The organism is Geodermatophilus sp. SYSU D00766 (assembly GCF_054049915.1).
In genome coordinates this window covers 44,446-65,325 of sequence record NZ_JBJGYI010000014.1, presented here as the reverse complement: position 1 = coordinate 65,325, position 20,880 = coordinate 44,446, and the positions used below count along the sequence as shown (strand labels likewise).

General features: G+C 74.6%; 23 protein-coding genes. 9 read left to right on the top strand and 14 right to left on the bottom strand.

Features of this window, described 5'->3' with window-relative positions:
* Position 1: 1 nt before the first annotated feature.
* Genes ACI8AD_RS12705 through ACI8AD_RS12665 form a run of 9 tightly spaced genes read right to left on the bottom strand, consistent with a single transcriptional unit; the run spans position 2 to position 7,867 of the window.
* Complete coding sequence (locus ACI8AD_RS12705; RefSeq protein ID WP_456870890.1) at positions 2-406, bottom strand: Zn-ribbon domain-containing OB-fold protein; 405 nt, start codon at positions 404-406, stop codon at positions 2-4.
* A complete protein-coding gene (locus ACI8AD_RS12700) occupies positions 403-1,548 on the bottom strand; it encodes an acetyl-CoA acetyltransferase (RefSeq protein ID WP_456870889.1) in 1,146 nt (381 codons plus the stop codon). Before ACI8AD_RS12700 ends, ACI8AD_RS12705 begins: the two co-directional genes overlap by 4 nt.
* The gene (locus ACI8AD_RS12695; RefSeq protein ID WP_456870888.1) at positions 1,545-1,961 is read right to left on the bottom strand and encodes a MaoC/PaaZ C-terminal domain-containing protein; all 417 of its coding nucleotides are present in this window, start codon (positions 1,959-1,961) and stop codon (positions 1,545-1,547) included. The genes ACI8AD_RS12700 and ACI8AD_RS12695 overlap by 4 nt, the downstream gene beginning before the upstream one ends.
* Positions 1,958-2,458: an FAS1-like dehydratase domain-containing protein gene (locus ACI8AD_RS12690; RefSeq protein ID WP_456870887.1), complete on the bottom strand. Its 501-nt coding sequence runs from the start codon at positions 2,456-2,458 to the stop codon at positions 1,958-1,960. Before ACI8AD_RS12690 ends, ACI8AD_RS12695 begins: the two co-directional genes overlap by 4 nt.
* Positions 2,445-3,635: a Rid family hydrolase gene (locus ACI8AD_RS12685; RefSeq protein WP_456870886.1), complete on the bottom strand. Its 1,191-nt coding sequence runs from the start codon at positions 3,633-3,635 to the stop codon at positions 2,445-2,447. The genes ACI8AD_RS12690 and ACI8AD_RS12685 overlap by 14 nt, the downstream gene beginning before the upstream one ends.
* Positions 3,632-5,065, bottom strand: a complete 1,434-nt coding sequence (locus ACI8AD_RS12680; protein ID WP_456870885.1) for an MmgE/PrpD family protein — start codon at positions 5,063-5,065, stop codon at positions 3,632-3,634. The genes ACI8AD_RS12685 and ACI8AD_RS12680 overlap by 4 nt, the downstream gene beginning before the upstream one ends.
* Entirely contained in the window at positions 5,062-6,303 is a 1,242-nt protein-coding gene (locus tag ACI8AD_RS12675) for a CaiB/BaiF CoA transferase family protein (RefSeq protein ID WP_456870884.1), read from the bottom strand. Before ACI8AD_RS12675 ends, ACI8AD_RS12680 begins: the two co-directional genes overlap by 4 nt.
* Complete coding sequence (locus tag ACI8AD_RS12670; RefSeq protein ID WP_456870883.1) at positions 6,300-7,337, bottom strand: LLM class flavin-dependent oxidoreductase; 1,038 nt, start codon at positions 7,335-7,337, stop codon at positions 6,300-6,302. Before ACI8AD_RS12670 ends, ACI8AD_RS12675 begins: the two co-directional genes overlap by 4 nt.
* Complete coding sequence (locus tag ACI8AD_RS12665) at positions 7,337-7,867, bottom strand: MaoC family dehydratase (RefSeq protein ID WP_456870882.1); 531 nt, start codon at positions 7,865-7,867, stop codon at positions 7,337-7,339. The genes ACI8AD_RS12670 and ACI8AD_RS12665 overlap by 1 nt, the downstream gene beginning before the upstream one ends.
* A gap of 154 nt (positions 7,868-8,021) precedes the next feature.
* Here ACI8AD_RS12665 and ACI8AD_RS12660 point away from each other — a divergent pair, with 154 nt between their 5' ends.
* A complete protein-coding gene (locus tag ACI8AD_RS12660; protein ID WP_456870881.1) occupies positions 8,022-8,801 on the top strand; it encodes an enoyl-CoA hydratase/isomerase family protein in 780 nt (259 codons plus the stop codon).
* Positions 8,798-9,238, top strand: a complete 441-nt coding sequence (locus tag ACI8AD_RS12655; protein WP_456870880.1) for a MaoC family dehydratase — start codon at positions 8,798-8,800, stop codon at positions 9,236-9,238. Before ACI8AD_RS12660 ends, ACI8AD_RS12655 begins: the two co-directional genes overlap by 4 nt.
* Before the next feature lie 62 nt (positions 9,239-9,300).
* Here the strand turns inward: ACI8AD_RS12655 and ACI8AD_RS12650 are convergent, their stop codons facing one another.
* The gene (locus tag ACI8AD_RS12650; RefSeq protein ID WP_456870879.1) at positions 9,301-10,032 is read right to left on the bottom strand and encodes a FadR/GntR family transcriptional regulator; all 732 of its coding nucleotides are present in this window, start codon (positions 10,030-10,032) and stop codon (positions 9,301-9,303) included.
* A gap of 82 nt (positions 10,033-10,114) precedes the next feature.
* Between ACI8AD_RS12650 and ACI8AD_RS12645 the strand changes: the two genes are divergently transcribed.
* The 4 genes from ACI8AD_RS12645 to ACI8AD_RS12630 all read left to right on the top strand — a co-directional run bounded on the left by ACI8AD_RS12645 (position 10,115) and on the right by ACI8AD_RS12630 (position 13,811).
* Positions 10,115-10,729, top strand: a complete 615-nt coding sequence (locus tag ACI8AD_RS12645) for an isochorismatase family protein (RefSeq protein ID WP_456870878.1) — start codon at positions 10,115-10,117, stop codon at positions 10,727-10,729.
* Positions 10,730-10,794: 65 nt separating this feature from the next.
* Positions 10,795-11,847 (top strand): amidohydrolase family protein, encoded by a 1,053-nt coding sequence (locus ACI8AD_RS12640; RefSeq protein ID WP_456870877.1) that lies wholly within the window; start codon positions 10,795-10,797, stop codon positions 11,845-11,847.
* The gene (locus tag ACI8AD_RS12635) at positions 11,844-12,209 is read left to right on the top strand and encodes a metal-sulfur cluster assembly factor (RefSeq protein WP_456870876.1); all 366 of its coding nucleotides are present in this window, start codon (positions 11,844-11,846) and stop codon (positions 12,207-12,209) included. Before ACI8AD_RS12640 ends, ACI8AD_RS12635 begins: the two co-directional genes overlap by 4 nt.
* Before the next feature lie 69 nt (positions 12,210-12,278).
* Positions 12,279-13,811, top strand: coding sequence for a class I adenylate-forming enzyme family protein (locus tag ACI8AD_RS12630; protein ID WP_456870875.1), 1,533 nt, complete (start codon positions 12,279-12,281; stop codon positions 13,809-13,811).
* A 24-nt stretch (positions 13,812-13,835) separates the two neighbouring features.
* Here the strand turns inward: ACI8AD_RS12630 and ACI8AD_RS12625 are convergent, their stop codons facing one another.
* Together ACI8AD_RS12625 and ACI8AD_RS12620 are read right to left on the bottom strand one after the other, a co-directional pair.
* Positions 13,836-14,867 carry a carbon-nitrogen hydrolase family protein gene (locus tag ACI8AD_RS12625; RefSeq protein WP_456870874.1) on the bottom strand — a complete coding sequence of 344 codons (1,032 nt, stop codon included), beginning with the start codon at positions 14,865-14,867 and terminating at the stop codon, positions 13,836-13,838.
* Positions 14,868-15,026: 159 nt separating this feature from the next.
* Positions 15,027-16,043 carry a DUF2934 domain-containing protein gene (locus ACI8AD_RS12620; RefSeq protein ID WP_456870873.1) on the bottom strand — a complete coding sequence of 339 codons (1,017 nt, stop codon included), beginning with the start codon at positions 16,041-16,043 and terminating at the stop codon, positions 15,027-15,029.
* Positions 16,044-16,290: 247 nt separating this feature from the next.
* Between ACI8AD_RS12620 and ACI8AD_RS12615 the strand changes: the two genes are divergently transcribed.
* Entirely contained in the window at positions 16,291-16,821 is a 531-nt protein-coding gene (locus tag ACI8AD_RS12615; protein ID WP_456870872.1) for a hypothetical protein, read from the top strand.
* A 422-nt stretch (positions 16,822-17,243) separates the two neighbouring features.
* The gene (locus ACI8AD_RS12610) at positions 17,244-17,408 is read left to right on the top strand and encodes a hypothetical protein (protein WP_456870871.1); all 165 of its coding nucleotides are present in this window, start codon (positions 17,244-17,246) and stop codon (positions 17,406-17,408) included.
* Positions 17,409-17,586: 178 nt separating this feature from the next.
* On the opposite strand, the gene ACI8AD_RS12605 is transcribed toward ACI8AD_RS12610, so the two are convergent.
* Complete coding sequence (locus tag ACI8AD_RS12605) at positions 17,587-17,802, bottom strand: hypothetical protein (protein WP_456870870.1); 216 nt, start codon at positions 17,800-17,802, stop codon at positions 17,587-17,589.
* A gap of 696 nt (positions 17,803-18,498) precedes the next feature.
* On the opposite strand from ACI8AD_RS12605, the gene ACI8AD_RS12600 reads away from it, so the two are divergent.
* On the top strand, positions 18,499-18,744 hold the full coding sequence (locus tag ACI8AD_RS12600) for a hypothetical protein (RefSeq protein WP_456870869.1): 246 nt from the start codon (positions 18,499-18,501) through the stop codon (positions 18,742-18,744).
* 105 nt (positions 18,745-18,849) lie between these two features.
* Here ACI8AD_RS12600 and ACI8AD_RS12595 read toward each other — a convergent pair whose 3' ends face one another.
* On the bottom strand, positions 18,850-20,679 hold the full coding sequence (locus ACI8AD_RS12595; RefSeq protein ID WP_456870868.1) for a glycoside hydrolase family 15 protein: 1,830 nt from the start codon (positions 20,677-20,679) through the stop codon (positions 18,850-18,852).
* Positions 20,680-20,880: the final 201 nt, after the last annotated feature.

The window sequence follows — 20,880 nt, the reverse complement described above, 5'->3', positions numbered from 1 at the left end:
GTCAGCTCCTCGGTGGTCGGACGAAGACGGGCAGGGCCCGCCCGTCGGGCAGGCCGCGCCAGTCCAGGACGACGTCGTCGTCGATCGCGACGGCGCCGGGGTCGTCGGCGACCACGGTGCTCAGCACGACCGGCCCCTCCACCAGGCGGATCCGGGCGACCACGTAGGGCGGGTCGAACCCCGGGCCGGGGGCGCGGTGGACCACGGTGCAGGCGTCGACGCGGCCCCGGCCGGCGACCGGCGACCAGCCGAGGCCGGCCACGTCGCCGCAGGCGGTGCACACCGCCCGCGGCGGGTGCTGCCGGTGGCCGCGCGAGCAGGTCTGCAGCAGGAACTCCCGGCGCCGGGTGGCCTCCCACCACGGCGCGGTGACCTCGTCCGGCGGCGGGACGTCCGGGGCGCTCACCGGTCGACCCCGAGCAGCACCGTGGCGTGGGTGGAGAGGACGCCGCCGGTGCCGTGGGCCAGGGCGACCTCGGCGCCCGGGACCTGGCGGTCGCCGCACTCGCCGCGCAGCTGGCGGACCGCCTCGACGAGCAGCAGCACCCCGTACTGGCCGGGGTGGCAGTAGGACAGCCCTCCTCCGGAGGTGTCCAGGGGGAAGTCCCCACCGGGGCGGACCCGGCCGCCCTGGATCCAGGAGGCGGCCTCCCCCCGGCCGCAGAAGCCCAGCGCCTCCAGGGTGAGCAGCACCGTGATCGTGAAGGAGTCGTAGACCTCGGCGACGTCGACGTCGGCCGGGGACAGCCCGGCCCGGGCGAACGCCGCCCGGCCCGAGTCGACCGCTCCGGGCAGGGTGAGGTCGTCGTACCCGGCCATCGACGTGCCGGTGGTGCTCTCGCCGTAGCCGAGCACCCGCACCGGCGGTCTGGGCAGGTCGCGGGCCCGCTCGAGCGAGGTGAGCACGACGGCCCCGCCGCCGTCGGTGACCAGGCAGCAGTCGGCCGACGTCAGCGGGGTGGACAGCACCGGTGCGCCGAGGACGTCGGCGACCGTCAGCGGACCCGCGCCGTGGCGGTAGGCCACCGGGTTGAGCAGCGCCCACTCGCGGGCGGCCACCGCCACCTCCGCGAGCTGCTCCCGGGTGGCGCCGTACCGGTGCAGGTACTGCGCCGCGGCCATGGCGTACAGCGAGATCGGGTACAGCGGCCCGTACGGGGCCTCGAACTGGGCCTCGGGGGTGTGCGGCTCCACCACCCCGCCCAGGGAGCGGGACCGGGCCGATCGCTGGTTCGACGCGAAGCTGACCACGACGGTGGAGCACTGCCCGGCCTCGATCGCCTGCACCGCCCGCGCCACGTACACCTCGTAGGCGCTGCCACCGGCGAACGTGGAGTCCGCCCACGAGGGGCGCAGGCCGAGGTACTCGGCCAGCTGCGCGGTGGAGAACCGGGAGATACCGCTGGTCGCCAGCCCGTCGACGTCGGCCAGCGCCAGCCCCGCGTCGGTGAGGGCGCGGGTCACCGCCTGGGTCTGCAGCCCGAGGACCGACCTCCCGGTGACGCCGAGGTCGCACTCGGCCGCCCCCACGATCGCGACCCCGGTCACCGCGCCGCCACCCGCACCTGCGCGCCCGCGCCGGTCACGGCCGGCCGCTCCGGGCGGTCGCCGCTCGCCGGCACGACCACCCGCGAGCTCACCGTGACGAGGTCGCCGTCGACGGCGGTGACGGTCGCCTCGCAGCGGACGGTCTCCCCCGCGAACACCAGCCCTGCGAACCGGAACCACAGCCGGGTGACGAAGCACGACGGGCCGAGCCAGTCCTGCACCTGCTCGGCGAGCAGGGCACCGAACAGCTGGCCGTCGACCACCGGGGCGGGCAGCTGCTTCTCGGCCAGGTAGGTCTCGTCGTGGTGCAGGCGGTGCCAGTCCCAGGTGGCCCCGGCGTAGGCGACCATGCCGGCCCGGTCGAAGCGGCGCTCCAGCGGCGGCACGGTGGCGCCGACCGCCACGGCGGTCACGACGCCGCTCCGGGCAGGGCCACGTAGACCAGCGTCTCGTCGTTCTCGGTGAGCAGCTCGCCGTGCTGGTTGCGGTAGCGGGCCGTGGAGGCGACGACGACCATCTCCTGCCCCTGCCGGTTGACCTTCTCGGTGATGCCGGTGATCCGCCAGGTCACGGTGAGCACGTCGGTGGGGCGGACGGGTCGGTGGAACACGTAGCTGTTCCCGCCCCGGACCAGGCGGGTGCCGGGGATCTCGATCCCCCACTCGTGCCCGGCGTACCCGTCGGCGTTCGGCGGGCGCCCGGAGTACTGGTTCGTCTCGCACACCAGGGTCGGAGGGGCCACCACGCCGTCGAGACCGGCGGCCCGGGCGGCGTCGTCGTCGGTGTAGACGGGGTTGTCGTCGCCGACGGCGAGGGCGAAGTACCGGATCGCGGCGCGGCCGAGCTCCTCGGGCGCGGTGTAGACCACCTCGCGCCCCACCATCGCGCGGATCTCGTCAGTCAGCAGCACCGGCGCCGTCCTCGTCGGGCAGCAGCGCGGTCGGGAAGACCTCCAGGAGGAACTCCGGCCGGAGCAGCCCCGCGCAGACCGCGCCGGTCGAGGCCGGCCAGGGCTCGCGGAGCAGTCGCTGCCGGACCGTCGCGACCCCCCGGTAGTCCCCCAGGCCCCCCGGGCACACGTACTCGACCGTCGACACCAGGTGCTCGGGCCGGCCGCCGGCGGCCTCGACCACCTCCAGCACGGAGCGGTAGGTGACCTCGGCCTGCGCCACGACGTCGCCCGGGTGCAGCGCCTCCTGCGTCTCGAGGTCCAGCGCGGCGAACCCGCTCATGTACAGCGTGCGCCCGGCGAGCACGCCGGGGGCGTAGGTGAGCGTGTCGTACCGGCTCCACCCGGGGTTGACCTGCCGCAACGGCAGCCGCGACGCGGTGACGTCGAGGGCGACCAGGACGCCGGGCCGGTGCAGGCGGCTCACCAGGATCCCGCCCGCGCCCGGGAGGACGCCCTTCCCGCCCAGCCGCTCCTGGCGCGGCCGGTGGGTCCGCCGGTAGACGTCCCGGCTGGCCAGGGTGGTGTAGTCGTAGGTGGTCACGGCGTCGGCCAGCGACAGACCCACCCCGCCGAGCAGGGCCTCGGCGCGGTCCAGGCACCAGGCGTACTGGCCGACCAGGTCACCGTCGTGCACCACCTCCCCGTCGTCGTCGAGCGGGAGGACCGTGGGCAGGACGACCGAGCCGTCGCCGGCCTCGCGCACCCCGCCCGGACCCGCCGTCCCCCCGCCCCGGCCGGCGTGCACCTCGATCTCGACGAGCGCCGCCGGGCGCAGCAGCCGGTCGACGACCACGGTGCGCACCGCCGGGACGTGCGCGCCGAACACCTCGCGGCGCACCGCGGCCGTCTCCTCGTACTCCTCGATGCCGGCCACCGTCACGTTCTCGGTCAGGCTCGTGACGTCGGCGGGGGTCAGCCCCGCCGCGTCCAGGATGGCGCCGATCTTGGCGTACGCGGTGCGGGACTGCTCGCGCATGCCGCCCCGCACGACCATCCGGCCCGACTGCGGGTCGTGCTCGCTGGCCGAGTGCCCGGACAGCCACGCCGTGCCGTCCTCGGCCAGGCCGAGGGAGAAGGTGTAGCCCTCGTACCGGAACCACGGGAACTCGGCCGGCCGGATGGCCGCTGTCGTCATCGGTCCTCCTCGGGGTGCGGCGCCGCGGCGGGGCCGGCCGGCCGGGCGAGCCGGTCGGCGAGCTCGACGACCCGCGCCAGGTCGGGCTCGCCGGCGAGCCCCCGCACCCGCCGGGCGAGCTCGTCGAGGTCGGCGCCGGGACCGCCCGCGTTGGCCGCGGCCTTGGCCAGGAGGCCGTCGTCGTCGAGGGGGCGCTCCGGGCTGCCGGCGCTGCAGGGCACCTCGCCGCGGAGCTCGGTGCCGTCGGTGAGCCGGATCGTCGCGGCCCCCGGTGCCGCGGCGGCGGGCACCCCGGGCCGGTCGACGACCCGGACCGACACCCGGGCCGCGAGGTCGGCGACCTCGGCGCGGGTCAGCGAGGCCGGCGCGTAGGTCTGCACGCCGAGATGCCTGTCGACCAGCAGCGCCGCGACGCTCCACTGCACCGAGAACTTCGCCTCGTAGGGGGTGCGGGGGGCCACCTTGGCGGCAGCCGGCTCGGCGACGATCGCGGCGCTGTCGGGGTGCAGGTCGACCACCACGGAGGCGATGGCCGCGGCCTCCGGACGGCCGTCGGGCAGCCCGGCCGCCGCGGCCGCCGCGGCGTCGAGGGCCGCGTGGGAGAGCTGGCAGGCCGGGTGGGGCTTGACGGTGATCCGGGTGCACTCCCACCGCTCGCCCAGCCCGTCGAGCACGGCGTCGGGGTCGACCCGCCGGCCGGCGAGCGCCGCGTAGACCCCCTGCCCGCCCTCGAGCACGCTCGCCGGGCCGGAGGCACCGGCCGCGGCCAGCCGCGCGGCGAGGATCCCCGACTGCGACGCCAGCCCCGGGTGCAGCTGCTTGGTGGCCGACCCGGTGGACAGGAACTCGAGCAGCCCGCCCGCCGAGCTGCCGGCGATGCCCAGGGCGTCGACCGCCCGCGCCCGGTCGAGACCGCCGAGCCGTGCCGCGACCAGCGCGGCGGAGAAGACACCGCAGACCGCGGTGGCGTGCAGGCCGCGCGCGTGGAAGGCGTGCGGGGCCGCGGCGCCGAGCCGGCAGACGGTCTCGAGGCCGGCCACCGAGGCCAGCAGCACGTCGGCGCCGGTCGCACCCACCTGCTCCCCCACCGCGAGGGCGGCCGGCAGCACGACCGCGGTGGCGTGCACCAGGCCGCCGGCGTGGGTGTCGTCGAAGTCGAGCGCGTGGAGCAGGACGCCGTTGGCGAGCGCGGCGGCCGGCGCGCCGACCCGCGCCCCGGATCCGAGCACCGTCGACTCCGGCGGGCCGCCCAGGCCCAGCGCCACCGTCACCGCCGGCGATGCCGCCCCCGCGCGGCCGGCGGCGATCGCCGTCCCGAGCCCGTCGAGCAGGTGCCGCGCGACGGCGGCCCGCGCGTCGGCGGGCACGTCGTCGAGGCGCAGCCGCCAGGCCCAGTCGACCAGCTTGGGGGCGACGGGCGAGGGGCTCACCGGACCGCGGCCTCGGCCTGCGGGAGGTCCGGGTCGCTGTCCCCCTGCCCGAAGGCGCCGCGGACCCCGAGGTCGGTCACCCGCTCCTCGTCGTAGCCGAGGACCTCCCGCACCACGTGGTCGAGGTCCTCGTTGCGGGCGGGGGCCCGGCGGTAGGCCGGGAGCTGGTCGCCGACCCGGACCGGGGAGGCGAGCTGCCGCAGCCGGCCGTACCGCGGGTGCTCGGTCTCCACGACCAGCCCGCGGGCGCCGGTGTGCTCCTCGGTGAGCGCGTGCTCGACGTCGTTGATGGGGCCGCACGGTATCGCCGCGGCGTACAGCGCTTCGAGCCACTCGGCCACCGTCCGGCTGGCGAACTCCGCCTCCAGGAGCGGCAGCAGGACGTCGCTGTGCGCCTGCCGGTCGGCGAACGAGGCGAACCGGGGGTCCTCCCCCAGCTCGGGGCGGCCGATGACCTGCACCAGCCGGGACCAGAACTTCTCCTTGGCGCAGCCGACGACCAGCCAGCCGTCGCTGGCCTCGAAGGCCTGGAACGGCACGAGCGAGGGGTGCGCGGAGTGCCGGGTGCGGACCGGCCGGAACCCCGCGTTGAGGTGCCAGACCGCGGGATAGGTCAGCAACCCGATCGCGGTGTCGTAGAGGCTGACGTCGCAGTCCATCCCGCGCCCGTCGCGGCGGGCGGCGTGCAGCCCGGCGAGCAGCGCGATCGCCGCGACGAAGCCGCCGGAGTAGTCGACGAGGGACAGCCCGGACTTGGTGGGCGGGCCGTCGGGGTCACCGGTGAGCGACATCCAGCCGGCGAGGCCCTGCAGGACGTAGTCGTACCCGGGTTCGTCGCGCCGCGGCCCGCTCATGCCGAACCCGGTCAGCGAGCAGCACACGATCGCCGGGTTGAGGTGGGCCAGGTCGGCGTAGGTGATCCGCATCTTGGCGGGGACGTCACCGCGCAGGTTGGAGTACACCGCGTCGGCCGACCGCACCAGGTCCTCGAACACCTCCCTGCCCGCGGCGTTGGTCAGGTCCAGGGACAGGCTGCGCTTGCCGCGGTTGAACGTCTCGAAGAACAGCGAGTCCTCGCCGTCGGCGTAGGGCGGCACGTACCGGCCCACGTCGCCGCCCACCCGGGGGTCCTCGATCTTGATCACCTCCGCGCCCAGGTCGGCGAGGTGCACGCTGCCGAACGGGCCGGCCCCGTACTGCTCGACGGCGATGACCCGGACGTCCTCCAGTGGTCTCACGCAGCCCTCCCTCGGGTGCTCCGCGCGATCAGCGCGATCACGGCGTCCTGGGCCCGCCGGGTCTCCGCCGCGCTGACGCCGTGCGTCGGCGGGGTCAGCTTGACCGTGTCGACGAGCCCCTCGTAGGCGCAGAGGCGGTCGAGCACCTCGTCGGCCGTCCCGCTCAGCGTGAGCGCGTCGACCATGCCGTCGTCCACCGCGCCGGCCAGGCGCTCGGCACCCGCGCCGCCCTGGAACGCCTCGCGGACCCGTTCCTGCCCCTCGGTGAGGCCGTGGAAGGCGAAGAAGTCCGCGTAGGTGCGCACGCTGGCGTAGAAGCCGACCAGCCCGGCCGCCCGGCGGCGGGCCCGTGCCGGGTCCGCGTCGATCGAGCAGCAGGCCGAGACGACGACGTCGACGTCGGCCCGGCGGCGGCCGGGGACCCGCGAGACGCCGGCGTCGAGCTCGGGCAGCACCCGCTCGGCCACGTAGGCCGGCGAGCACAGCTCGTGGGAGATCCAGCCGTCGGCGATCTCACCGGCCAGCCGGGTCATGACCGGGCCCATGGCCGCCAGGTAGACCGGGATGCGCGTGCGCCGCACCGGGAAGGGCCGCTGGTAGCCGGAGATCCGCATCGGCTCGTGCTCCCCGTCGAGCAGCATCGGGGCGCCGGTCGTGCAGTGCGCCCAGAAGTGCCGGACGTCGCGGACGGTCTCGCGCAGGTGCGCGACCGGCCTGTCCCACCGCACGTTGTGCCAGTCCTCGTTGAGCCGCTGCACGCCCGACCCGAGACCGAGCAGGAAGCGCCCGTCGGCCAGCTCGTCGAGGTCGAGTGCCTCCAGGGCGGTCACCATCGGGCTGCGGGGGAAGGCCAGGGCGATCGCCGTCCCGACGCCCGCCGTCGACGTCGCGCCGGCCAGCGCAGCCGCGGCGACCGTCGCGCTGCGGTGCAGCTCGGGCACCCAGACCACCTCCGCGCCGGCCTGCTCGGCACGGCGGGCGGCGTCGGCGAGCTCGTCGAGGGTCTCCCCCCACGGGCCGTAGGTGAGCCGCATCAGGGGGCCTCGTCGTCGAGGGTCAGCTCGGTCGCCGGCGTCGGGAAGGTGTCGCGCACCTGCTCGGCGCCGCGCCGGTAGACGTAGAAGGTGCGGCGGAAGGAGCACACCTCGGCGCCGTCCTGGTTGAGGGTGCGGGTGCGGACGGTGACGATGCCGGCGTGCGGGCGCGATCCGGACTCCCGCTTCTCGAGCACGATCGACTCGCTCCACAGCGTGTCGCCGGCGAACACCGGGTGGGTCATCCGGATGTCGTCCCACCCGAGGTTGGCGAACGCGTTCTGGGTGAGGTCGGTGACGCTCTGCCCGACGGCGATCGCGACGGTGAGCGTGGACACCACCAGGGGACGCCCGAACTCCGACCGGGCGGCGTACTCGGCGTTGAAGTGCATCTGGTTGGTGTTCATCGTGAGCAGCGTGAACCAGGTGTTGTCCGCCTCGGAGACCGTCCGCCCGAGCGGGTGCCGGTACACGTCGCCCACGGTGAAGTCCTCGAAGAACCGGCCCTCCCAGCCGGGCTGAACGGCCATCGGGCACGCCCTCCTCGTCCTCGGCCCCGCCCCGCCCGCGCGTCCGCCCCGGCCGCTCCCCGGCCCCGACGCCCGGAGCATGAAAGAGCAGACCTTTACAAGTCAAGGGGCACGTCAGACGATTCGCCACTCCGAGACCTGCGAGGGAGCACCCGTGGCCGGCTGGACGATCGCCGAGGCACCGCACGTCGTCGTCGCCACCCTCGACGGCGGTGCCGTCAACAGCCTCGACGAGGACGCACTGCGCGGACTGGACCTCCTCCTCGACCGCGTCGTCGACGACGAGGACGTGCGCGCCCTGGTGCTCACCGGCGCCGGCAGCACGTTCTGCGTGGGTCTCGACCTGGACCTGCTGGGCCGGGCCTTCGGCGACCACGACTACTTCCTGGACGTGGTCGGCCGCTTCCACGCCATCCTCCGGCGCATCGAGACGCTGCCCGCTCCGGTGGTCGCCGCCGTCAACGGCACGACCCGGGCGGGTGGCTTCGAGCTGCTGCTGGCCTGCGACCTGGTCGTGGCAGCCCACGAGGCGCGGATCGCCGACCACCACCTCGCCGTCGGCATGCTGCCCGGCGGCGGGGCGAGCGCCCGGCTGCCCCGCCTGGTCGGTCCGCAGCGCGCCCGCGAGCTCCTGTTCAGCGGGCGCTTCCTCACCGGAGCCGAGGCCGCCGAGGTGGGTCTGGTGCTGCGCAGCGTCCCCGGCGAGCACCTGCCGGCGGCGGCCCTGGAGCTGGCCGGTGCCGTCGCCGGCAACCCGCGGCACACCGTGGCCCGCCTCAAGGCACTGCTGGCCGAGCAGGACGGGTTGCCGGTCACGGACGCCTGCCGGGTGGAGCTCGAGCACTTCCGGCGGTACCTCGACGAGGAGCCGCTCGCCGACGACGGGTACCGCGCCTTCGTCGAGAAGCGCGCGCCGGCGTGGCGCACGGGATGACGGCCTGGCACGAGCTGCCCCCCGGCACCGAGGTCGAGAGCCCGGAGGTGGCGGTGACCGAGCAGCTGGTCGACGACCTCGTCCGGCTCGGCGGGTACGTGCACCCGCTGTTCACCGATCCCGGCTACGTCCGCACCGCGAGCCCCCTGCCGGCCCGCCCGCTGCCCGGTGCCGCGGTGCTGCACCTGATGGGGGGTCTGGCCGAGCAGTGCGAGGTGCTCGACGGCTCGGTCCTGGCGCTGCTGGGCTACGACGAGGTCCGCTTCCGGGCGCCCGCCCTCGCCGGGGACTCCCTCCGGCTGCGCATGCGCCTGGGCCCGACGACGCCCACGGCACGGGCCGGCCGGGAGGAGCTGCGGCTGGACTGGACGGCGGTGCGGCCCGACGGGACGGTGGTGGCCGAGGCCGCGGTCCGCATGCTGGTCGCCCGGCCCTGACCGCGCCGGACGCCGCCCGGCGGGGGACGACGCCACCGCCGCCGGCGGACGGCGCGTCCTCGTCAGCCCGAGCGCTGGCGCCGCTGCCGGTCGATGCGCGTGTACGTGGTGCGCAGGTGCCCGAGGTGCTCGTGCTGCGCCTGCCGGGCGGCCTCCGCGTCACCGGCCTCGATGGCGGCCAGGATCTCCCGGTGGTCCCGGTCGACCCGGTACCAGAACCGGGCCGGCGCCTGGTCGCGCAGGAACCGCTCGTTGAGCACGCCGAAGAGGGGCCGGGTCATGGCCTCCACCAGCGGGTTGCCGGCGGCGACCAGCAGGGTGACGTGGAAGTTCCGGTTGTCCTGGAAGACGTGGTCGACGTCGACGGTGCGGGGGTCGAACAGCGTGCCGCGCAGCTGCTGCAGGTGCGCGGCCGTGCGCCGCTCGGCGGCCAGCCCCGCGGCCGGCACCTCCAGCAGCTCGCGGACCTCGAGCAGGTCGCGCACCGAGCTGCCCGGGGCCGCGGCCATCAGCGCGAAGCTGGTCTGCAGGTAGGAGCTGATGTGACCGGGCTGGGGGTGGACCACGAACGTCCCGCCGGAGACCCCGCGGGTCGTGGTCACCAGGTGCTGGCTGGACAGCACGCGCAGCGCCTCGCGGACGGTGCTGCGGCTGACCCCGTGCAGGCGGCACAGCTCCGGCTCGATCGGCAGCCGGTCCCCGGGTCGCAGCTCGCCGGCGAGGATCTGCTCGCGCAGGGTGCGGGCCAGCTCCTGGTACGCCGGCGCGCGCGTCGCCGTCGGTTGCGCGGTCACCGGCACAGCCTAGCCTTGTCCTGCGCAAAGGTCTGATGTTAGAAAGACCCGGCCCTCACCCTTGCGAGGAAGCGAGGCCACCATGCCGATGGAGCTCGCCGGCCCCGACCGCACCGCGCTGCTGGTCATCGACGTGCAGAACGGCTTCTGCCACCCCGACGGCTCCTTCGCCGGGCTGGGGCTGGACGTCTCGATGTGCACCGCCGCGATCGCCGGCTGCCGGCGGCTGGTCGACGCCGCGCACGCCGCCGGGGTGCCCGTCGTCTACACCCGCTACGTGTACCGCGCCGACTACAAGGACGGCGGCGTGCTCGTGCAGGAGGTGCTCCCCGCCCTGGCGGACGTGAAGTCGCTCGCGGCCGGCACCTGGGACGCCGAGCTGGTCGACGAGCTGGTGCCCACCGGCGACGACTTCGTCCTCGACAAGAACCGGTACTCGGCCTTCTACGGCACCGGCCTCGAGCCGGTCCTCACCAGCCTCGGCGTCCGCACCCTGGTCGTGGCCGGCGTGACCACCAACATGTGCGTCGAGACCACCGCGCGCGACGCCAGCCAGCGCGACTACCGCGTGTTCGTCGTCTCCGACGCCACCGGCGAGCTCGACGCCGCCCGCCACGAGATGGCGCTGGCCACCCTCGGCTTCGGGTTCGGCGCCGTGGTGGCCACCGACGACGTCCTGCGCGCCTGGGAGGCCTGACCGCCGAGCCTCCACGTCCGCGGAGGGCCGGTCCGACGCGGCACCACACCACCCGAGGAGATGCGATGACCCGGCGCTTCGTGATCGACGGCGTGTGCCACCCCTACAACTTCTCCCCGGCCAACCAGCGGGGCCGGTTCGGCAAGCTGTTCACCGACGTCATGTACAGCTACTACCCGCTGGTCAACCCGCCGGAGATCGCGATGACCCGCGAGCAGTGGGAGCGCGAGTGGCAGTGCGACGAGTTCATCGAGACGATGCTGCTGGAGTCCGACACCGACGTCTGCGCGGTGCACACCCTGCCGATCTACGACGCGTACGAGGACGGCCTCACCGCCACCGACAAGGGCGCCCGGCTCAAGCGCGACCACCCCGACCGGGTGCTCTGGTACGTCGGGCTGGACATGTTCCACCCCGAGGCGGCGCTGGACGAGGTGCGCGAGGCGGTGGCCGCCGGGGCCGACGGCATCAAGTTCTACCCGAGCCGCTACGTCGAGGGCCGCACCGAGGCGTGGTCGCTGGCCGACGAGCAGGTCGCCTTCCCGGTCATCCAGCTCGCCCACGACGCCGGCATCCGCAACGTCGCGGTGCACAAGGTGCTGCCCATCGGACCGGTCAGCCACATCGGGATGAACGTCGAGGACGTCTCGGTGGCGGCGAACACGTTCACCGACATGAACTTCCAGGTCGTGCACGCCGGCTTCATGTTCGTCGACGAGACCACCTTCCTGCTGGCCAACCACCCCAACGTCTACGCCACGATGGAGGCCAGCGCGCTGCTGGCCATGCTCAACCCGCCGCAGATGCAGCACCTGCTCGGCGCCTTCATGGGCTTCGGCGGGCCGCAGAAGGTCATCTACGCCAGCGCCGCGGTCAACCCGCACCCGCAGGTGGTGATCGAGGCGATGGAGTCCTTCGCCATGCCCGAGGGCAGCCCGCTGCAGCTGACCGACGAGATCCGCGACCTGTTCATGGGCGGCAACCTCGCCCGGCTGCACGGCATCGACGTCGAGGAGCGGCGCCGGGTGCTCGAGCAGGACCGGTTCAGCCAGTGGAAGCGCGACAACGGCGGCCTGCGGGCGCCGTGGTCGGTGATCCACTCCCCGGTGCCGGCATGACCGGCCCCTCGCCCGCCGAGCTGCGGGCACGGGTCGAGGAGGCGCTCGGCACGGTCCCCGATCCCTGCATGGACCTCGCCGGCACCCCGGCCTCCATCGTCGAGCTCGGCCTGGTCCGCGGCGTCCGCGTGCACGACGGCGAGGTGGAGGTCGTGATCACCTTCACCGAGCCGGGCTGCGCCTACACGCACGCCGTGCTCGACATGGTGCACAGCCGCGTCGAGGCGCTCCCCGGCGTCCGCTCGGTCACCACGACCCTGAGCTGGGCGCCCACGTGGTCCCCGGAGGACCTGCTCGCACCGGCGCGGCAGGCCCTCGCGGCGGCCAGGTCCCGGCTCGGCGGCGGAGCACCGGCCCGCTGACCACCACCCGTGCGTGCGCCGGCGGTGCCCCCTCCCCGCCGGCGCGCGCACCTCACCAGGAGGTCCCGGATGGCCCTGCGTCGCGGCGGCGCGGCTCTCACCATCGCCAACGGCGTGCGCGAGTTCGCCGTCGTCAGCCCCTCGGTGACCGCCGTGCGGGACGGCGACCGGGAGCTGACCTACGCCGCCCTGGGGGAACGCTCCAGCCGCCTCGCCTGCGCGCTGCTCGACGGCGGGCTGCACCCCGGCGACCCGGTGGCCGTGCTCCTGGGCAACCGGCTCGAGTACCCGGAGGTGGCCGCGGGCCTGGCCAAGGCGGGCCTGGTGGCGGTTCCGCTCAACCCCCGGCTGACGCCGCCCGAGGCGGCGTACGTCCTCGAGCACTCACGGGCGCGCGGGCTCGTGCTGGACGACGCGCTCGCGGAGGTCGTCGCCGAGTCGGTCACCTCCCTGGACCCACGGACGGTGCTGTCGATGGACGGCACGACCGTCGGGACCGACTACGAGCAGGCGCTGGCCGCCGCCCGCCCGGTGGACCCGCGGGTGGAGGTCGACGAGCTCGACCCCTTCGCCATCGCGTACACGTCGGGCACGACCGGCCGCCCCAAGGGGGTCCTGCTCAGCCACCGCGCCCGGGCCCTGGCCTTCTACGGCACGGCACTGGAGTGGGGCCTGGGACCGGGCCGGCGCACGGTCGCGATCGCGCCGATGTACCACGGCGCCGGCTTCTGCTTCGCCTACGCCGCCGTGCACACCGGCGGCACGCTGTCGATGCTGCGCGCGTTCGACCCCGAGCGGGCGCTGGACCTCTTCGAGCGCGACCGGATCCAGAGCGCCTTCCTGGTGCCGACCCACGCCCAGATGGTGCGGGCCCTCGCGCCCGGGGGCCTCGGCGACCGCGACCTCGGCGCCCTGGAGACGCTGTACTTCAACGCCGCCGCGCTGCCGTGGCCGCTCAAGGAGTGGGTGCTCGAGACGTTCCCCGGGGTCGGCGTCCACGAGGTGTACGGGTCGACCGAGGGCGGGATCGTCACCGACCTGCGCCCGGCGGACGCCCGCCGCAAGCCGGGCTCGGTCGGCCACGCCTGGTTCATGAACGAGGTCCGGCTGGTCGGGCCCGACGGCGAACCCGTCCCGCCCGGAACCCCGGGCGAGCTGTACAGCCGGTCGCCGATGCTGATGAGCGGCTATCTCCGGGACGAGGCGGCGACGGAGGAGTGCACCACCCCGGACGGCTTCCTCAGCGCCGGGGACATCGCCGTCGCCGACGACGAGGGCTACGTCACGATCGTCGACCGCGCGAAGGACATGATCATCTCCGGCGGCGTCAACATCTACCCGCGGGAGGTCGAGAACGCCCTCCTGACCCACCCCGACGTCCGGGACGCCGCCGTCGTGGGCCGACCCGACGAGACCTGGGGCGAGCGGGTCAGCGCCTTCGTCGTCCTCACCCGGCCCACCGACGTGGGCGTGCTCGAGACGCACGCCCGCGCGCGGCTGGCCGGCTTCAAGGTGCCGCGCGAGTGGCACGTGCGCGAGGAGCTGCCCCGCAACGCGGCCGGCAAGCTCCTCAAGCGGGAACTCCGGCAGGAACTGCGGTAGGGGTGCCGGCCGGCCGGAGGCGGGTCACCCCGCGGCGGAGGGTTCGCGCTCGGGGACACCGGCCGGCGGCCGCAGCGGCTCGGCCTCCGTCCGGGGCGGGACGACCGTCCGGTCGGACGTCCGCACCAGCGCCGTCTTCGGCTCGTCGTCGACGCTCAGCCGGAGGATCTCGCGCCGCGAGTAGTGCCCGGCGGCGTCGACGAACACCTTGACCCCGGCGATGTCGTCCAGGTCGACGTCCGCGACCAGCACCGTCTCCTCCGGCCCGGTGTGCGGACCGGCGAGGTAGGGGGTCATGGGGTGGATGACGGCCGACCAGCCGCCACCGACGGTGAGGAACTCCTGCGGGCCGAGGGCCTCCTCCATGACGTCGAGCATCTGCTGGGTGACCGGGTTCTGGGCCACGACGACGAAGCACTGGCCGGTGAGCGCGTGGTTGCGCGACATCGCCTCCACCTGCGGGTCGAAGACCTCGCGGAAGCCGACGAGGGTCGACAGCGCCGGCCAGGAGCCCGCGTGGATCTGCTCGCCCTGGCAGATGAGCGCGTGCCGGGCGAGGTTCATGGTGTGCTCCCAGCAGACGAGGCCACCGATCCGGCCGATGCCCGTCTGCCACACCGAGAGCGTGGACCCGTCGCCCTGCCCCCACACGGTCCGCTCCGCGAAGGTCGGCTGGAGCTTGCGGTGGCGGCCGATCACCTCGCCCCGCTCGTCGATGACGACCTGGGTGTTGTAGAGCGTGCCGCCCTCGCGCTCGTTGACCCCGAGCACGACGACGGCGCCGGCCTGCCGGGCGGCGGCCCGCACGGGGTCCAGCTGCGCGGTGTCCAGGTCCACCGACTGGGCGGCGTACCGGGCGTGCAGCCCGGCCTGCACGATCGGCGGGTAGAGGTTGATCCAGTACGGGAACCCGGGGACGAACACCTCCGGGAACACCACCAGGCGGGCCCCCCGGTCGGCCGCCCGGCCGACCCACTCGGCGGCCCTGGCCACCGATGCCTCCGCGTCCAGGAACTCGGGAGCGGCGTGCACCGCCGCGACGGTGACCGGAGCCATGTCACTCCTCCTCGCGCTGTCGGGACGCCCGCGCAGCGACGCGCGACGACGACGGTCGCGATCGTCCGCCGTCGCCGGCCACCACGTCGGTACGCGATCCGCACAGTAAAGATCAGATGTTTTGGGGTCAACCTCCCCGGGCTGCCCGCGAACCGCCGCTCAGGACGACCACGGGCCGATGGTGCCGTCCGCCCGCAGTCCGGCCTCCGCCCGGATCCAGTCGTCCAGCGCGATGCCGGACCCCGGGGACCTGCCGAGCTCACCCGCGCGGCGGGCGATCAGTGCCCACTCCCTGGAGAGCACGTCCCGGACCTGCTGCTCGGCCCGCAGCCAGTTCTCCAGGTCGGTCCCCCGCTCCGGGCCCTCGGCGAGCGCCTCGGCCCTGCGCCGGACGAGGAGCTCCTGCTGCGCTCGCAGCCAGGTGTCGAGGTCGACGGAACCGTCCGGGGACGAGGCGATCTCGCGGGCGCGCTGGGCGGTCAGGACCTCGCGCTCGGCGCGCAGCCAGTTCTCCACGTCGCTGCCGCGCTCGGGACCCGCGGCGATCTCCCGGGCCCGGGCCCGGATCATGACCTCCCGCTCGGCCTGGAGCCAGTTGTCCAGGTCGCCGTTGCCCGGCGACGTCTCGGCGATCTCCCGGGCCCGCGCCGCGATGAGCAGTTCCCGCTCGGCCCGGCGCCAGTCGTCCGCGTCGGCGGCGTCCGGTCCGGCGTCGGCGATCTCCCGGGCCCGGACGGCGACGAACAGCTCCCGCTCGGCCTGACGCCGGGCGACCCCGGCGTCACGGACACCGGACGCGGTCGCCAGTTCCCGCGCGCGCTCGGTGACGTGGCGCTGGACGGCAGCGACGAGCCGCTCGTCGACGTCGCTGGTCCCGGTCTCCCGGGCGCGGCCCAGCCGGGGATCCCGGAGGACCGGGGTGCCCGGATCGAGGCCGCTCGCGGTCAGGAGCAGGTCGTCGAGCGGGCGGGGAGGGCGTTCCGCGCCCGACCGCGCCGCCAGTGCGTCGCGGTGTCTCTGGCGCAGCCAGAGGACGAAGTTCACGGTGCTGACCGCGGGGCCGACGGGGTTGCCCGTCGCCGCTCCGAAGCCGACGCTCGCCCCCACGCCCACCACCCGCAGCGCGAGGGCTCCGGGGTCGGCGGTGAGGACCTCCCGCAGGGTCGACGCGCTCATGTCGCGCGCTCGCCCGGTGACGCCCGGCCGTGTGCTGCCGGCCGTGGCACCCGCGGGACGTCTGTCCGGTCGTCCACGCGGTCAGGATCGGCCCGGGCCGTCACCGCGGCGTCACTGCCGGGGTCCCGGGGGACGCGCGTGGGCGGCGCGACACCGTGGCGACAGGTCCCCCGCCGGTGACGTCCCGGTGACGGCGTGGTGGGGATGCTGCCCCGGCCACGCCCTGCGCCGTCGTCAGGGGGCTGTCGTGACTCCTCTGCTCGAGTGGCTGAGGGACTACTCGGTGCCCGTCGTCGGGCTCCTGGCCGTCGGCTCGGCCTTCCTCCTCGTGGCCAGGACGGTCGTCGAGAAGGCCGTGACGTCGAGGCTGGACGCCTACGCCGAGCGGTTGCGCCTCCAGCTGGCGCGACGGTCGGGGTTCGAGGAGAAGATCCTCACCGATCGGTACGTGACCTTCGCGGATCTGCACACGCGGTTGCAGCGGATGACCACGACCGCCAACCGGGCCCACCACGGGAGCGCCCTGCCGGACGGCTTCGTCGTCGCGGGGGACGTGGTCCCGCTGACCGAGGTGTACGAGCAGCTCGACGTGCAGGAGATCCTGCTGGGACCCCGCCTGCACCCGGCCCTGCTCGAGGCGGCCGGGGTCGTCCTGCGGATGGTGGACGCGGCCCACACCGACGACTGGCCGAGCGCGGCGTCCGCCTGGCTGGAGGTCCGCGTCCGGCTGCGGGCCGCGGCGGACGAGGAGTTCGGGCTGGCGGGCATCCGCTGGTGAGGTGCCCGCTGCCGGCGGTCGCGTCGGCGGGCTCCCTCCCCGCGGTCACACGGCCGTGCCGGGTGCAGGCCACGTCCGGCGGGCCGGCACGGGCCAGCGGGCCAGCGGGCCAGCGGGCCAGCGTGAACGGGACGTGACCGGCCCGGCCGGCCGCCGGTACGCGGGGCAGCGCGCCGGCGAGGCCCACGCGCCGAGCCGCCGAGCACCCCGGGCACGTCGGCGTGCCGACGCGCTCGTGCCCGCCCTTCGGGGCCGGGCGGTTGACCCGTGGCGGAGGAGGGCGGATCGTCGTCACCGTCGCCCGGTGAGCGCCCAGGCCAGGGCCGGCCGGCCGGGCCCGCAGTCGCATCCTCCGATCACCACGGCGCGCCCGGATGGCTGCCCTCCGGACCGCTCCCACCCCGAGCCGGGAGGTGCCGATCATGAGCACCGTGCAGGGCAACTCCGCCACCCACGCCGAGTCACGCGCCACGTCGGAGGGGACGGTGGGCGGCGTCGCCGAGCGACTCAGGGAGCGCGCCGAGATCGAGGAGGACAGGCGCCTGCAGCAGGACCTGGACTACGCCGAACTGGGCGGAGAGTCCTGAACCGCTGTGTACTGACCCGGACAGATCGGCGGGACGTGCAGACCTCGACGCCGGGGCCGCTCGGAGGCTGACCGTCCGCGACGATCGGCACGCCGACCGACACCCGATCGGTCTTCCTGGCGGCCACGGGGCTCGCGGTCCTGCTGCCGCGGCCGCACGGCGCTCGGGGACCGCAGCGTCAGAGGGCGCTGGCAGAGGTCCTGTGCGCCGACACCACCACCAGACCGAGGAGCCGGATCTGCGCCATGATCCCCAGCAGGTGGGACTCGTCGATCACGTCGCCGTACAACGTCGCGCCGGCCCTGTCCTCCTCGATCCGCATGTCGCAGAACGCCTCGCGCGCCTGCTCCGAGAGCTGGCCGTCGACCCGGAACTCGTACACCGTCGCAGTCATCCGCACGCTCCTCTCCTGCTGCCTCACCGTTCGGCACGGGGCGCCGGCGGTCATCGCCCGGTTGGCGTGACCCTCCTGCCTCCGGGAGACGACGGCGCCGGAGACGGCTCACGGCCGACACCGTCCACCGCCGCAGGGCACACACGACGTCCGCGCGACCGGGAGCTCGTGGTGCCACGCGGTGACCGTGACGACCGGGAGACGACGGGCCCGCGTGGAACTCGTGGTCCACGCGAGCGGCGCCGGCACGGGCAGCGCCACACGACCTCGTTCACCCCGCCCGGGTGAGTCGGCTGCGGAGAGGCCCTCCTGCTGGCTCCACGACACTCCCGCACGGGTGTCGCCGGCCGAGGAGGACGCGACGATCCCCACCATCGTGGACCTCGGTCCTCGCCGCGCTGACGGCGTGACCGGCACCTCCTGCGGTCCACCTCGGACGACGCCGCGAGGTCGCTGGGAGCGGCGGGCCCGCTCTGCCTCCCGCGCACTCCGAGGGCAGTACCGTGTCATCCCCTGCCCCCTCCACCGCGACAGGAGGTGCCGGCCATGAGCGGACCGTGGCCGGGAGGCGTGCCGACCCGAGCGGTCCCCGAGGACGGGCTCGGCAGAGCCGGGATCCCTCGGCCCCGGACCGGCTCCGGGACACGGGCGGACTCGTCGTCGTACACGCGGGGACCGGTCGTCCCAGGAGGACCGGTGCCTGCCGTCGGCGACCTGGTCGAGTGCACCCTGGCCTTCTCCGGGAGCTACGTCTCCGATGACGGCTCCGTGACGATCAGGCGGTCCGTCCGGAACTCGGTCGAGTACTCGGGTAGGCAGTTCGCGGCCTACTGCCGCCGGTGTGCGCGGGCACGGCTCATGCCCTCCGGGGGAGAGATCCTGCCCGACGTCCGCGCCGCGATCGTGTTCGCGGCCACGCACGACCACGACGATCTCGACTGAGTGCGTCCGAGGACGGCACCGGGTCGCCGGACACGGAGGACGGCTCGTCGCTGCGCGGGCCGTCGGAAAGGTCCGCGCAGCGGCGAGGACGGGCGCGCCGGCCGGTCAGACCCCCACCGACTCCAACGCCGTCTCGAGGGTGACGGCCGCGTCGATGAGCGCCAGGTGGGTGAACGCCTGGGGGAAGTTGCCGATCTGCTCGCCGGTCAGGGCGATCTCCTCGGAGTACAGACCGACGTGGTTGGCGTAGGTGAGCATCTTCTCGAACGCCAGGCGGGCGTCCTCGACCCGGCCGGCACGGGTGAGGGCGTCGACGTAGGCGAAGCTGCACAGCGAGAAGGTGCCCTCGGACCCCTGCAGGCCGTCCGGCGACGCCGCAGGGTCGTAGCGGTAGACGAGGCTGTCGGTGACCAGTTCCTCGTCCATCGCCCGCAGCGTGGAGAGCCACAGGGGATCGCGTCCGTCGATGAACCCGACGCTCGGCATCCTCAGCAGGGCGGAGTCCAGGACGTCGGTGTCGTAGTGCTGGACGAACGCCTGCCGTGACTCGTGGAAACCCCGGTCGAGGACCTGCGCCCGGATCGCGTCCCGCGCGGCCGTCCACCGCTCGAGCGGGGCGGGTAGGCCGTGGATGGCGGCCAGGCGGATGGCCCGGTCGAACGCGACCCAGCACATGACGCGGCCGTAGGTGAACGGCTGCCGGCCCCCACGGGTCTCCCAGATCCCCTCGTCGGGCTGGTCCCAGTTGTCGACGAGCCAGTCCAGGATGCCGCTGATCGCGGTCCACCCGCGGACGGGGAGGGGCAGCCCCGCCTGGGCACCGGCGAAGATGCTGTCCATCGCCTCGCCGTAGATGTCGAGCTGCAGCTGCTCGGCGGCGCCGTTGCCGAGGCGGATGGGCACCGACCCGCGATAGCCCGACCAGCCCTCCAGGACGTCCTCCTTCAGGTCGGAGGAACCGTCGATGCGGTACATGAGGTTCAGCGGACCGCTGTCGCTGTGCACCCGCTCCCGGACACGGTCGCCCAGCCAGGTGCCGAAGCGCGCGGCCTCCCCCACCAGCCCGAGCCGGAGCAGGGCGCGGACGGAGAAGGAGGCGTCGCGCACCCACGTGTAGCGGTAGTCCCAGTTGCGTTCGCCCCCGACCTGCTCGGGCAGGGCCATGGTCGGCGCGGCCACGAGGCCCCCCGTCGGCGCGTACGTCATCAGCTTCAGCGTGATCGCCGAGCGCTGCACCGCCTCCCGCCAGCGGCCTCGGTAGGTCGACCCGGACAGCCAGTCGCGCCAGAACCCCACCGTCTCGTCCAGCAGACCCTCGATCTCGGCCGCTCGGATCTCCCGGGGACCACCGTCCGCCGCGGACTCCAGGACGATGCCACGGACCTCACCGGCGGCCAGCGCGAGGGACGCACGCACGTCCTGGTCGTCCACGTCCACCCGGGCCTTGTGCTCGTCGCCGGGCTCCCGGACCACGTGCAGGGTCAGCGTGGTCCCGTTGGCGGCGAAGACGACGCCGTTCTCCGACGGCTGGGTGCGGTGCGGCACCCGGCCGTAGTCGAACCGCGGCGCGACCTCGATGTCGAAGGTCATCTCCCCGCGGACGCACTGCACCATCCGCACGAGCCGGTGGGTGTCCGTGGCCGTGGTCCCCGTCGGCGGCATGAAGTCGAGGAGCTGGCCCACCCCTGCCTCGGTGGAGAAGCGGGTCACCAGGACGGCGGAGTCGGGGAGGTACATCTGCTTCGTCGTGTAGTCGAGGCCCGCGGGGCGGACGCGGAAGCGCCCTCCGCGCTCGTCGTCGAGGAGCGCCCCGAAGACGCTCGGCGAGTCGAACCGGGGGCAGCAGAACCAGTCGACCGACCCGTCGGTGGTGATCAGTGCGGAGGTCTGCAGGTCTCCGATCAGTCCGTGGTCGGCGATCGCGGTCTCGGTCATGGCCAGCTCCGTGGGCGTCGTGCTGCGGCGCGACCGTGTGGCGCGCCCCGGACGCCCCACGCTCGCCCGCGCCGGGAGCCGGGGCATCACCCGGGTGTGACGAGGCGCGTCGGTGGGTGGAGCGAGGGATCGGCCCCCGGGCCGACCCGGCCGGGGTGCGGTGGGTGCTGGACCGGACGGAGGAGGACCACGCCCCGAACC